The sequence below is a fragment of the Pseudomonas sp. VE 267-6A genome (assembly GCF_024126555.1).
GTDB classification, from domain to species: Bacteria; Pseudomonadota; Gammaproteobacteria; order Pseudomonadales; family Pseudomonadaceae; genus Aquipseudomonas; species Aquipseudomonas palmensis.
Window position 1 is genome coordinate 23,370 of sequence record NZ_JAMYBY010000017.1, and the last position, 12,645, is coordinate 36,014.

A 12,645-nucleotide genomic window follows, 5' to 3' on the forward strand; every position below is an offset into this window, starting at 1 on the left:
CTTCAGGACCACCCCGATGCTGCCCAGCCTGTTTATCTCCCATGGCTCTCCCATGCTGGCACTGGAACCGGGTGCCAGCGGTCCGGCACTTGCCCGCCTGGCGGCGCAACTGCCGCGCCCCAGAGCGATCGTCGTGATGTCTGCGCACTGGGAAACCACCGAACTGCGCGTGACAAGCAACCCGCACCCACCCACCTGGCACGACTTCGGCGGCTTTCCGGCCGCATTGTATGCCGTGCAGTACCCAGCCCCCGGCGACCCACAGCTCGCCGAACAGGTAAGGCAACGGCTCAATGAAGCCGGGCTGCCCACAACACTCGACGCCAAGCGGCCTTTCGACCATGGCGCGTGGGTGCCCCTGTCGCTGATGTACCCGGCGGCGGACATACCGGTGGTGCAGGTATCACTGCCCAGCCAGCACGGCCCGGCGTACCAGCAACAGGTAGGCCAGGCACTGGCGGCCCTGCGCGAGGAAGGCGTGCTGCTGATCGGCTCCGGCAGCATTACCCACAACCTGCGCGAACTCGACTGGCATGCCGGCCCCGAGAGCGTAGAGCCCTGGGCACTGGCGTTTCGCGACTGGATGATCGACAAGCTGGCTGCGGGCGACACGCCGGCCCTGCATGACTATCGCCGGCAGGCGCCGTTTGCGGTGCGCAACCACCCGAGCGACGAACACCTGCTGCCGCTGTACTTTGCCCGCGGCGCGGGCGAACGGTTCGCGATCGAGCACCAGGGCTTTACCCTGGGAGCACTGGGAATGGATATCTATCGGTTCGACTGAGGCGGCAGCCCTTTCCCCGGCAAGGTCGGCCCCTATAAGCGAAACAGGCCGCCCAGGCAAAAAAAATCCCCGAACCAGTCGGGGATTTTTCATTTCACTCGAAGATCAATCTTCGCGATAACGACGCAGCTTCAGCTGCTTGCCGGCAACGCGAGTGTCCTTGAGCTTGGTCAGCAGCTTCTCGAGGCCATCTTCCGGCAGCTCGACCAGGCTGAAGCTGTCGCGCACCTGGATGCGACCGATCGCTTCGCGGGCCAGGCCGCCTTCGTTGAGGATCGCACCCAGCAGGTTCTTGGCCGCGATACCGTCACGCGCACCCAGCGCGGTACGGCAACGTGCACGACCTTCACCCAGTGGCATCGGCGCGCGACGCTCACGCTCGCCACGCTCGGAGCGCTCACCGGCAGGACGATCACCACGTGGGGCCGAAGTCGGCACCAGCGGCTGCTCTTTCTCGACGGCTTCCAGGGTCAGCGCCTGGCCATTGGTGGCCTTGCGCAGCAGGGCCGCGGCCAGGGCACGCGGGCTGCAACCGATGTCGGCAGTCAGGCGGTCGAGCAGATCACCGTGGGTAGCTTCTGCATCGGCAACCAACGGCGCGAGGCTGTTGGTGAGCTTCTTGATGCGCGCGTCCAGTACGGCCTGGGCGTTGGGCAGACGAACTTCGGCAACCTTCTGGCCGGTCACACGCTCGATCACCTGCAGCATGCGGCGCTCACGCGGGGTGACCAGCAGCAGTGCACGACCTTCGCGACCGGCACGGCCGGTACGGCCGATACGGTGAACGTAGGACTCCGGATCGTACGGCATGTCGACGTTGAACACGTGGGTGATGCGCGGTACGTCCAGACCACGGGCAGCGACGTCGGTAGCGACGACGATGTCCAGGCGACCATCCTTGAGCGAGTCGATGACGCGCTCACGCTGGTTCTGGGCGATGTCACCGTTGAGCGCGGCAGCCTTGTAGCCTTTGGCTTCCAGGGCGCTGGCCAGGTCCAGGGTGGCTTGCTTGGTACGTACGAAGGCGATCAGTGCATCGAACTCTTCGACTTCCAGCAGGCGCAGTACCGCCGAGACCTTCTGGTCGGCGTGGACCATCAGGTGTGCCTGCTCGATGGCAGTCACGGTCTGGGTCTTGGTCTGGATCTTGACGTGTTTCGGGTCACGCAGGTGACGCTCGGCGATCGCACGGATCGACTGCGGCAGGGTGGCCGAGAACAGTACGGTCTGGCGGGTTTCCGGCATGGCCTTGAAGATGACTTCCAGGTCGTCCATGAAGCCCAGCTTGAGCATTTCGTCAGCTTCGTCGAGCACCAGGTGATTGACGGTAGCCAGCACCTTCTCGTCGCGACGCAGGTGGTCGCACAGACGGCCAGGGGTAGCGACGACGATCTGCGCGCCGTTACGGATTGCTTTGAGTTGTGGGCCCATCGGGGCACCACCGTATACCGCTACCACGGTAACGCCCGGCATCTGCTTGGCGTAGGTTTCGAATGCGGTAGCTACTTGCAGCGCCAACTCACGGGTTGGCGCCAGGATCAGGGCTTGCGGCTCGCGCTTGCTCGGGTCGATGCGGTGCAGGATTGGCAGAGCGAAGGCAGCGGTTTTACCGGTACCTGTCTGCGCCTGACCGATCATGTCATGACCGGCAAGAATAATCGGGATCGATTGCTGCTGAATGGCCGATGGCTCTTCGTAGCCAGTGGCGATAACGGCGGCAACAATACTTGGATGAAGATCGAGAGCGGCGAAGCCGCCGGTTTCCTGGGTCATGGGTCTGCCTCTAAGTGCATCCGCAAAGACCCATGCTCCAAAGCTGCACATGCCTTGTAAGACCCGAAGGTCACCCTGGCAGCTTTGTCGGCGGGGATTTGCGAAAACGATTGAAGAAAAAAAGGAACGTCAAGGCAGAGTCCGCGGTGCGGACGCGCAGCCGAAGCTGGCTTCGGGGAATTGCACTACCTGAACGAGGTCCGGTAAAAGACCGGCGCGTACTATACCCGATTTCCTGCATCGCGTGAGACTTTTTTACAGGGAAGAGAAGCCCGGAGGCCTCGAATCGACAGCCCTTGCCGATGATCGAGGCCCACGCGTCTGTTGGCGGCGCGGCCGGAGCTGAAACGATTTATTCAAGATGCCGGTCGGATCACCTCGATCAGGCGCTGCAGGGAGTAGCCCAGGCGCGGTTCAAGGGCCCGGGCGCGCGCGGTGAGCGCCTCCCGGTCGAGGGTCTGGTCGAGGTCGGCGGGCACCAGCAGGATGACGTTGCCCTCCTTCACCGGCAGCTCCCAGTAATGGCGGTGATACAGCCCGCGCAATAGCGCGGCGCCCAGCGGCTTGCCGTCATCGGTGGCCCACTGGTTGATGACCAGCCAGCCGCCGGGGTTCAGGCGCTTCTGGCAGTCTTCGAGAAACTTCCAGGCCAGGTGGCCGACGCCGGGCCCGTGGTCGGTGTAGAGGTCGACGAAGATCAGGTCGGCAGGCTCGGCCGTCTCCAGCAGCTCGACCGCATCACCCACGCGGATGTACAGGCGCGGATCATCGTCCAGCCCCAGGTATTCGATGGCCAGGCGCGGCACCTCGGGACGCAGCTCGATGGCCTCCACGTCCTCCAGGGGCAGGAACTTCAGGCAGGCCTGGGTCAGGGTACCGGCACCCAGGCCGAGAAACAGCGCGCTTTCAGGCTCGCAGTGGCACAGCGCGCCCACCAGCATGGCGCGGGTATAGTCGTACTCCAGCCAGCTCGGGTCGGCAGTGAATACGCAGCTCTGCTCGATGGCCTCGCCAAACTCGAGAAAGCGGTAGTCCTCGACTTCCAGCACGCTGATGGTGCCGAACTCGTCGTGCACCTGCGCCAGCAGCCGCTCTACCCGTTCCTCTGTCATGCTCTCTCCCGACACCTGCATGTGCCCAAGCAAAAACGACCATTGTCCGTCAATACAGGCGATGCAACAAGGCAGGGTCCAGGTGTTAGCATGTTCACAGCCCTTTTCCGATAGAAACCGAGCCTGTGATGAGCCAACCCTGGAGTCCCGATAGCTGGCGTGCCCTGCCGATCCAGCAGCAACCGCACTACCCCGATGCAGCGCACCTGCTCAAGGTCGAGCAGACCCTGGCCAGCTACCCGCCGCTGGTGTTCGCCGGCGAGGCGCGCGAGCTGCGCCGCCAGTTCGCCGAAGTGACCGAAGGCCGTGCCTTCCTGCTGCAGGGCGGCGATTGCGCCGAAAGCTTTGCCGAGTTCTCGGCAGCGAAAATCCGCGACACCTTCAAAGTGCTGCTGCAGATGGCCATCGTCATGACCTTTGCCGCCGGCTGCCCGGTGGTCAAGGTGGGGCGCATGGCCGGGCAGTTCGCCAAGCCGCGCTCGTCCAATGACGAAACCATCGGCGAGGTGACCCTGCCGGCCTACCGGGGCGACATCGTCAACGGCATCGGCTTCGACCCTGCCAGCCGCGTGCCCGACCCGGAGCGCCTGCTGCAGGCCTATCACCAGTCCACCGCCAGCCTCAACCTGCTGCGCGCCTTCGCCCAGGGTGGTTTCGCCGACCTGCACCAGGTGCACAAGTGGAACCTGGACTTCATCGCCAACTCGGCGCTGGCCGAAAAGTACAGCCAGCTGGCCGACCGCATCGACGAAACCCTGGCCTTCATGCGCGCCTGCGGCATGGACAGCTCGCCGCAACTGCGCGAAACCAGCTTTTTCACCGCGCACGAGGCGCTGCTGCTCAACTACGAGGAAGCCTTCGTGCGGCGCGACAGCCTGACCGGCGACTACTTCGACTGCTCGGCGCACATGCTCTGGATCGGTGATCGCACCCGTCAGCTGGACGGCGCCCACGTGGAGTTCCTGCGCGGGGTGAACAACCCGATCGGGGTCAAGGTGGGCCCGAGCATGAACACCGAGGAGCTGATCCGCCTGATCGACATCCTCAACCCGGCCAACGACCCGGGCCGGCTCAACCTGATCGTGCGCATGGGGGCCAACAAGGTCGGCGAGCACCTGCCGGGGCTGATCCGCAGCGTCGAGCGCGAGGGGCGCAAGGTGCTGTGGAGCTCCGACCCGATGCACGGCAATACCATCAAGGCCAGCAGCGGCTACAAGACCCGCGATTTCGCGCAGATCCTGGGCGAGGTCAAGCAGTTCTTCCAGGTGCACCAGGCCGAAGGCAGCCATGCCGGTGGCATTCACATCGAGATGACCGGTCAGAACGTCACCGAATGCATCGGCGGCGCCCGGCCGATCACCGAAGACGCGCTGTCCGACCGTTACCACACCCACTGCGACCCGCGCATGAACGCCGACCAGTCGCTGGAGCTGGCGTTCCTGATCGCCGAAACGCTCAAGCAGGTACGGCGCTGACACCTGCACGGCTCTCGACGGCCGTGCCGGCTCGACCCGCGGCGGGCTTCAGACCCTGAAGCCCAGCATCAACGCGCACACCACCAGAAACACACAGAACAACGAGCGCAGGACCTTTTCCGGCAGCGCATGGGCCAGCTTCACGCCCCAGCTGATACTCAGCAAGCCGCCCAGTGCCAGCGCGATGCCCATGTTCCAGTCCACATGCTGGTGCAGCCCGTAGGTCAGCAGCGTGACCGAGGTACTGGGCGCCGCCAGTGCCAGCGACAGGCCCTGGGCAACCACCTGGGTGGTGCCGAACACACTGGTCAGCACCGGTGTGGCGACCACCGCGCCCCCTACCCCGAACAGCCCGCCGACCACACCGGCACCCCCGCCCAGCACACCCAGCCAGGGCCAGGGCTGGCGCAACTCGGTCGAAGGCGGCGCGTTGCGAGTGAACATGCGCACCAGGTTCCACACCGTCAGCGCCACCAGAAACACCACGAAGCCGACGCGCATGGCCTGTGCATCCAACCCCACTGCCCAGATCGAGCCGAGCCAGGCGAACACGAAGCCGGCCAGCGACAAGGGCAATGCATGACGCAGCTCGATGCGATTGCGCTGGTGATAGCGCCACAGCGCCAGCAACACGTTCGGCACCACCATCACCAGCGCGGTGCCCTGGGCCAGTTGCTGGTCAAGGCCGAACAGCACGCCCAGCACGGGGATCGCGATCAGGCCGCCGCCGATCCCGAACAGCCCGCCCAGGGTACCCAGCCCTGCTCCCAATACGATGTACATCAACCACTCGACCATGCTCGCCTCTCTGCTCTGCAATAGCGCCATGCTACCGATGGCGGGCTAGCGGGGAAACGCACAGCAACGCACAATGGCTGTGCCCAATTCGCACAAGCAATCACCATGACCCCGGACGCCCTCACCCAACACCTGAGCCTGTTTCTCGATGTGCTCGAAAGCGGCAGCTTTTCTGCCGCAGCGCGGCGCCACCCGCTGACCCCTTCGGCGGTGGCCCGACGCATCGATACCCTGGAGGCCGCCGTGGGCAGCCGCCTGTTCGTGCGCAGCACCCATGCGGTACGCCCCACGCCCGCCGGCAATGCATTCGCCGAACGCGCCCGGCGTATCGTCGAAGAGCTGCGTCTGGCCCGCGCCGAAGCCGTGTCGCTGAGCAATGCACCGGAAGGCCTGATCCGCATCGATGCGCCTTCGGCGTTCGGCCGCCGCCACCTGGCACCGGCCATCGCCGATTTTCTGGTGGCGTACCCGGGCCTGGATGTACAACTGCGCCTGATCGACAGCTTCGTCGACCTGCAGGGCGCGCACCTGGGCGAAGTCGACCTGGTGCTGCGTGCAGGCCCTCTGGCCGATACCCGGCTGGTGGCAACACCACTGGCGTACATGGTGCGCATTGCCTGCGCCAGCCCCGCCTACCTGCAGGCCCGTGGCGTGCCTGCCAGCCCCTGCGACCTGCCAGAGCACGACGGGCTGGACTGGGATGGCCTGGCCCCACCCTTCGCCTGGCGCTTCGCGGTGGACGGGCAGATGCGTCTGCTGCGTCCCTCGCGCATGCGCATGAGCGCCAACAATGCCGAGACCCTGCTGTTCGGCGCCCTGGCGGGCCTGGGCATCGCGCACCTGCCCACCTGGCTGATCAGCGAGTACCTGCTGCGCGGCGACCTGCTGCCGCTGTTCTGCGAGAACGGGCTGCCCCCGGCCGAAACCAGCGGTGTCTATGCATTGCGCCTTGAACATGAAACGAACTCTCGCAGCCGTTTGCTGCTCGAATTCCTCAAGAGCCGCTTCAGCCCCATCCCTCCCTGGGACCTGGCACTGCAGAGCGAGCTGCGCTGGCAATAGCGCGCATAGCATGCGCGCCACCATTTCATGGACCAGATAGAAAGGAGCCGCATGAACGCCACCTCCAAAGCGCCCGTTTACGATGAGCTGCTGCTCGACAATCAGGTGTGCTTCGCCCTGCACTCCACGTCACTGCTCATGACCAAGGTGTACAAGCCACTGCTGCAGGCACTGGGCCTGACCTACCCGCAGTACCTGGCCATGCTGGTGCTATGGGAGCAGGACGGGCTGACCGTCGGCGAAATCAGCCATCGCCTGCTGACCGACCCCGGCTCGCTCACGCCCTTGCTCAAGCGCCTGGAAGCCGAGGGCCTGCTCAAGCGCACCCGCAGCCGCGAGGACGAGCGCGTGGTGATCGTGCAACTGACTGCCCAGGGGCGTGCCCTGCAAGCGCAGGCACGCTCGATACCGCCGTGCATCCTGGGCGCCAGCGGCCACTCGCTGGAGCGCCTGCAACGCTTGCAGGCCGAGCTGCTGGCGCTGCGCGACAACCTGCAGAACAGCCTCTGACGGCGCCGCAGCCGCGCACGCAGGGCATAAAAAAACCCGGCCTTGGCCGGGTTTTCGTGTTCGCGCAGATCGCCAGGTTTAAACCTTGGCGCGGCCCTTGTAGGAGCCACCTTCGCGGGTGTCGATCTCGATCCAGTCACCGATCTCGATGAAGTCGGCAACCGACAGCTCGGTACCGTTCTTCAGTTTGGCAGGCTTCATGACCTTGCCGGAGGTATCGCCACGGGCGGAACCTTCGGTGTAGTCGACCTGACGCACGATAGTGGTCGGCAGCTCTACGGAAACCAGGCGGTCTTCGAAGAATACGGCTTCGCACACATCGGTCATGCCTTCTTCAACGAAAGGCAGAACGCTTTCGATGTCTTCGGCGTTCAGCTCGTACATGGTGTAGTCGGTGGTGTCCATGAACGTGTAGGTGTCGCCGCTGATGAAGGACAGGGTCGCTTCTTTGCGGTCGAGGATCACGTCGTCCAGCTTGTCGTCGGCGCTGTAGACGGTTTCGGTCTTGTAGCCGGTCAGCAGGTTTTTCAGCTTGGTCTTCATGATCGCGCTGTTACGGCCCGATTTGGTGAATTCAGCTTTCTGAACCAGCCAAGGGTCGTTGTCGATACGGATCACGGTACCGGGTTTCAGCTCTTTACCAGTTTTCATTGCGAGATATCCGAATTTGGATGGATTTACAAAAATCGAGGCCGCATATCATAGCGAATTTCGACAAAACTGTACCAGCGCCGTGGCAAGGTCCGGCTGAGCGGCCTGCGCGGCGCACCAGCGCTCGGCGTGGGCGCTCAGTTCCGGCCAGTGCGCCAGCAGCTCGCGCCACGCCTGGCCCATGTCGCGATCCATGTTCCAGGCCCGCCACAGCGCCACCAGCGCGGCGGCTGCCGGGGCCGACAGGCCCTGGGTGTAATGGTCCAGAAAGGCCTCGAGCTTTTCCCAGTGGGCGTACTCTTCCTGCACATAGATATGCCACAGCAGTGGCCGCCCAGCCCACTGAGCACGCACGAACGAGTCCTCGCCGCGCACCGCATTGAACTCGCAGCACCACAGCAGCCGATCATAGTCATCCTGGCTGACGAAGGGCAGGATCTGCACCGTCAGCGCCCCACGCTGCGTCACACTGTCCACCCCCAGCCCGCTCTCGCCCAGCCAGGCCTGCACATCCCCCAGGATGCGCCCCTCGGGCACCAGCAGGTGACTGGGGCGGGTGTCGGCGGCCAGCACATCGAGCCAACTGGCCAGGCCCGGGTTCTCATAGGCGAACAACGAGATCAGCCGTGCACCCTCATGCACCCTCACGCCCAGGCCGCGCAGGAATGCCTGACGGGCCTGCGGGTCGTCTTCGAACGCCTTGCGCCGCGTCAGCAACGTGGCTTCGCGCAGCAACCCGCCGGTACCGGGCGTGAACCCCGGAAAGAAGAACACCTTGCGCAGGCCATTGGCCTGGGGCGACGGCAGGCCGTGGCAGCCTTCCACCCAGTCCTCGGCGCTCAGGTACTCCAGGTTCAGCCACACTGCCGGCACGGTGCGGTCCTGCATGGCCTGGACATAGGCCGCTGGCAAGTGGCAGCCGAAGGCGCCGATCACCACGTCCGGCACTGCCGTCGGCTGCCAGTCGGCCGGCCACAGGCACACCTCGACGCCTTGCTGCCATTGCTGCCGGGCCTGGGCGTCCGCCTCGGGGCACAGGCGCACGAAGGCCGCCAGTTCATCCACCCACAGGCGCACCGCCACGTCGTGTTCGGCCACCAGTTGCCGGGCCAGGCGCCAGGTGACGCCGATGTCGCCATAGTTGTCGACGACGCAACAGAAGATATCCCAGGTCGGTTTCATGGCAGGCACCTCACGTTGAGCCGGAAACAAAAAGCGCCGATTGTCCGGGTTAATCATTGCAGACAACAGTAGCGAGGCTGAATAAAACCCGCGCTGCATGCGACAATCGCCGCCATTGTCCTGGCCAGGAGGCTGCCATGTCGTACCGTGCGCGTCGCCGTGAACTGAAAATTTCGCAAAACCCGCTGCAACTGATCCTGTGCGTGGCCATCGGCCTGTGGCTGGGTTTCGTCGCCATCATGCTGACCCTGTGGCTGGGCTGGCAGTACCTGCCCGACCTGCGCCAGCCCCTGCACGAGGTGATCGCCCCGCCCGCGCCGGCCGTGGCGCCGCAGCAGTCGCCGGAGCAGAACCGCATGTTCGAGCAGTACAAGCAGATCCTGCACGATCAGGCGGTGCAGCAGGCCGAGGAGCAGGCCCAGGGCAGCCCGCGCAACCTGTCCAACCCCAGATGCCAGTTCTGGCTGCAACAGAACCGTACCGCCCCCACCGAGAAAAGCCGCGCCAATGTCCTTGAGTTCTGCAACTGAGATGAACAAGACCGACCTGCTGGCGCGCATCATCGAGCGCCTGGGCGTCGACCTCGACGTGGCACAACGTGCTGCGCAGACCGCGTATGAGGCGGCCACTGCCGAGGAGAACATCGCCGAGAACAAGTACGACACCCTCGGCCTGGAAGCCTCGTACCTGGCCACCGGGCAGGCCCGGCGCATGGAGGAGATTCGCCAGGCACGGCTGGCGTACCAGCAACTGACCCTGCGCGACTACGACCCCGAGGCCGGCGTGCAACTGAGCAACCTGGTGCTGCTGGCCGACGAACAGGATCGCCAGCAGCGCGTGTTCCTGGGGCCGGAAGCGGCAGGGCTGAAAATCGGCGAAGGGCAGGCGCTGATCACGGTGATCACCCCGCGCTCACCTTTGGGGCAAAGCCTGATGGGCAAGCTCGAGGGCGACGAGGTGGTGCTGGTACTGGGCAATGGGCGCCAGGTCTACGAACTGGTGGAAGTGCTCTGAAGCACTTCGCTGGCTTGCCAGCAAAGAGGCTGCCACGGCTAATGGCTTGCCCTTGCCGCCAGGTTCTGCTCCAGCAACTGGACGAAGGCCCGCGCCGGCGGCGTCGGGGTGGTCGACCAGATCGCGTACAGGTGGCGCACCGGGGCATCGCACACCGGTACTGCGGCAACGCCCTTGAAGCCTGCGGCGATCCTTGCCGGTACCAGCCCCAGGGCCAGGCCACGCTGCACGAACTTCTCGATCAGGCCGATACTGCCCACCTCGAACTGCACCCGATGACGCACCCCTGCGGCGGCAAATGCCTCGTCGGTCTGTCGACGCGCGCCGCTGCCAGCCTGGAAGTCCACCAGGGGCTGGTCTTCCAGTTGCTCCAGCGCCAGACGCCCGATGCCTGCCAGCGGGTGCTGCAGCGGCAGCACCGCCACCAGTTCCTCGGCCGCCAGCAGGCGCGACGCCACCCCCGCCAACGGTTCCCCCGGCCAGACGCCGATGAACGCCACATCCAGGCGCCGTTCGCGCACATCGGCAATCAGCAGCTCGCTCTTGCCGATCAGCCAGCGAATGTCCACCTGCGGGTACTGCCCGTGAAAACCGGCCAGCAGGTCCACCAGGTCCAGCTCGGTCAGCGAGCTGATCTCGCCGATGGACAAGCGCCCGCGCACTTCGCCACAGGCTGCGGCCACGTCCTCGGCGATGCGCCGGGTGGCCTCCAGCGCCGTGCGTGCGCTGAGCACGAAGGCTTCGCCGGCAGGTGTAAGGCGCACCCGGCGCGAGCTGCGCTCGAACAGCAAGGTGCCCAGTTGAGACTCCAGGCGCGCCACCTGATGACTCAAAGCCGACTGCACCACATGACAACGTTCGGCCGCACGGGTGAAACTACCGGTATCGGCCACCGCCAGCGCGTATTCGATCTGCTTGAGGTTCATCTTTCCATCTGCACAAGAGATTGATGGGATCTAAACGATTCATTGGCGTCATGCTAGCGCATTTTCGATAATGCACTCCCCTTCCCCCCTGACAACGAGACGGTCCATGGCCCCCGCCACAACTCACCTGAGCCGCGCCCTGATTCTGCTGATGGCAACCGCCACCGGCCTGGCCGTGGCCAGCAACTACTATGCGCAGCCCTTGCTGCACAGCATCGCTCAGCATTTCGGCCTGACCACCGCCACCGCCGGCAGCATCGTGATTGCCGCCCAGCTGAGCTACGGCGCCGGCCTGTTGCTGCTCGCGCCGCTGGGTGACCTGTTCGAACAACGCCGCCTGATCGTCAGCATGATCGCCATCGCCACGGTCGGCCTGCTGATCAGCGCCTTCGCCCCCAGCCTGATGTGGCTGCTGATCGGCACCACCCTGACCGGGCTGTTCTCGGTGGTGGCGCAGGTACTGGTGCCGATGGCCGCCGGCCTGAGCGACCCGTCCGAGCGCGGGCGAGTGGTCGGCACGCTGATGAGCGGCCTGCTGCTGGGCATTCTGCTGGCGCGCACCGCTGCCGGGTTCATGGCGACCCTGGGTGACTGGCGCAGCATCTACCTGCTGGCCGCTGCGCTCATGGCCCTGAGCGCCATCGCCCTGGCCAGGGCCCTGCCCGAGCGCCACCAGCACGCCGGGCTCAAATACCCCGCACTGATCGGTTCGGTGTTCCGCCTGTTCGTGGATGAGCCGGTGCTGCGCCTGCGCTCGTTGCTGGGGCTGCTGTCGTTCTGCCTGTTCGCGCTGTTCTGGACACCCCTGGCGTTTCTGCTGGCAGCCGAGCCTTACCACTACTCCGATGCGGTGATCGGGCTGTTCGGCCTGGCCGGTGCGGCCGGCGCGCTGGCCGCCAACTGGGCCGGGCGCCTGGCCGACCGCGGCAAGGGCTCGCTGGGCACCACCGTGGGGCTGCTGGCCCTGGTGCTGGCCTGGGTACCGCTGGCCTTCGCCCAGGTGTCGCTCGCCGCCCTGCTGATTGGCGTGCTGGTACTCGACCTGGCGGTACAGCTGGTGCACGTGAGCAACCAGAACGCGGTGATCGCCCTGCGCCCCGAGGCGCGCAACCGACTCAATGCCGGGTACATCACCTGCTACTTCATCGGTGGCGCACTGGGCTCGCTGCTGGGTACGCAGTTGTTCCAGGCCCACGGCTGGAACGGCATCGTGGTGGCGGGGCTGGTGATCGGCGGCGTGGCGCTGGTGGTGTGGCTGTGGGTGGAGCGCCGCTCGGCTCAGGTGAAGGCCGCCTAACGGCGTTCGCCAGCAAGGCTGGCTCCTACCCGCAGGCCCCCTTCAGGTAACATGGCGCCCC

Annotated in this window: 12 protein-coding genes and 1 pseudogene; 7 read left to right on the forward strand and 6 right to left on the reverse strand. The window is 65.3% G+C overall.

Features of this window, described 5'->3' with window-relative positions:
* Positions 1-16: 16 nt before the first annotated feature.
* Positions 17-784: a class III extradiol ring-cleavage dioxygenase gene (locus tag NJH59_RS19435; protein ID WP_054915826.1), complete on the forward strand. Its 768-nt coding sequence runs from the start codon at positions 17-19 to the stop codon at positions 782-784.
* A 105-nt stretch (positions 785-889) separates the two neighbouring features.
* On the opposite strand, the pseudogene NJH59_RS19440 reads toward NJH59_RS19435, so the two are convergent.
* Both NJH59_RS19440 and NJH59_RS19445 read right to left on the reverse strand, forming a co-directional pair.
* Positions 890-2,591, reverse strand: a pseudogene (locus NJH59_RS19440) (DEAD/DEAH box helicase).
* 322 nt (positions 2,592-2,913) lie between these two features.
* A complete protein-coding gene (locus NJH59_RS19445) occupies positions 2,914-3,669 on the reverse strand; it encodes a spermidine synthase (protein WP_043862738.1) in 756 nt (251 codons plus the stop codon).
* Positions 3,670-3,797: 128 nt separating this feature from the next.
* On the opposite strand from NJH59_RS19445, the gene NJH59_RS19450 reads away from it, so the two are divergent.
* Positions 3,798-5,144 (forward strand): class II 3-deoxy-7-phosphoheptulonate synthase, encoded by a 1,347-nt coding sequence (locus NJH59_RS19450; protein WP_054915827.1) that lies wholly within the window; start codon positions 3,798-3,800, stop codon positions 5,142-5,144.
* Between the two features lie 48 nt (positions 5,145-5,192).
* Here the strand turns inward: NJH59_RS19450 and NJH59_RS19455 are convergent, their stop codons facing one another.
* Complete coding sequence (locus NJH59_RS19455; protein ID WP_043862736.1) at positions 5,193-5,942, reverse strand: sulfite exporter TauE/SafE family protein; 750 nt, start codon at positions 5,940-5,942, stop codon at positions 5,193-5,195.
* Positions 5,943-6,047: 105 nt separating this feature from the next.
* On the opposite strand from NJH59_RS19455, the gene NJH59_RS19460 reads away from it, so the two are divergent.
* Together NJH59_RS19460 and NJH59_RS19465 are read left to right on the forward strand one after the other, a co-directional pair.
* Positions 6,048-7,004 carry a LysR family transcriptional regulator gene (locus NJH59_RS19460; RefSeq protein ID WP_054915829.1) on the forward strand — a complete coding sequence of 319 codons (957 nt, stop codon included), beginning with the start codon at positions 6,048-6,050 and terminating at the stop codon, positions 7,002-7,004.
* Between the two features lie 51 nt (positions 7,005-7,055).
* Positions 7,056-7,514: a MarR family winged helix-turn-helix transcriptional regulator gene (locus tag NJH59_RS19465; protein ID WP_043862734.1), complete on the forward strand. Its 459-nt coding sequence runs from the start codon at positions 7,056-7,058 to the stop codon at positions 7,512-7,514.
* A gap of 78 nt (positions 7,515-7,592) precedes the next feature.
* Here NJH59_RS19465 and NJH59_RS19470 read toward each other — a convergent pair whose 3' ends face one another.
* Together NJH59_RS19470 and earP are read right to left on the reverse strand one after the other, a co-directional pair.
* Entirely contained in the window at positions 7,593-8,165 is a 573-nt protein-coding gene (locus NJH59_RS19470; protein WP_043862733.1) for an elongation factor P, read from the reverse strand.
* 48 nt (positions 8,166-8,213) lie between these two features.
* Positions 8,214-9,347, reverse strand: coding sequence for an elongation factor P maturation arginine rhamnosyltransferase EarP (gene earP / locus NJH59_RS19475; protein WP_253087190.1), 1,134 nt, complete (start codon positions 9,345-9,347; stop codon positions 8,214-8,216).
* Between the two features lie 137 nt (positions 9,348-9,484).
* On the opposite strand from earP, the gene NJH59_RS19480 reads away from it, so the two are divergent.
* Positions 9,485-9,877, forward strand: coding sequence for a hypothetical protein (locus tag NJH59_RS19480; RefSeq protein WP_043862731.1), 393 nt, complete (start codon positions 9,485-9,487; stop codon positions 9,875-9,877).
* A 1-nt stretch (position 9,878) separates the two neighbouring features.
* Positions 9,879-10,361, forward strand: coding sequence for a GreA/GreB family elongation factor (locus NJH59_RS19485; RefSeq protein WP_043862730.1), 483 nt, complete (start codon positions 9,879-9,881; stop codon positions 10,359-10,361).
* Between the two features lie 38 nt (positions 10,362-10,399).
* On the opposite strand, the gene NJH59_RS19490 is transcribed toward NJH59_RS19485, so the two are convergent.
* Positions 10,400-11,287 (reverse strand): LysR family transcriptional regulator, encoded by an 888-nt coding sequence (locus NJH59_RS19490; RefSeq protein ID WP_253087191.1) that lies wholly within the window; start codon positions 11,285-11,287, stop codon positions 10,400-10,402.
* Positions 11,288-11,393: 106 nt separating this feature from the next.
* Here NJH59_RS19490 and NJH59_RS19495 point away from each other — a divergent pair, with 106 nt between their 5' ends.
* Positions 11,394-12,584 (forward strand): MFS transporter, encoded by a 1,191-nt coding sequence (locus NJH59_RS19495; protein ID WP_043862728.1) that lies wholly within the window; start codon positions 11,394-11,396, stop codon positions 12,582-12,584.
* The last annotated feature ends 61 nt before the right edge of the window (positions 12,585-12,645 follow it).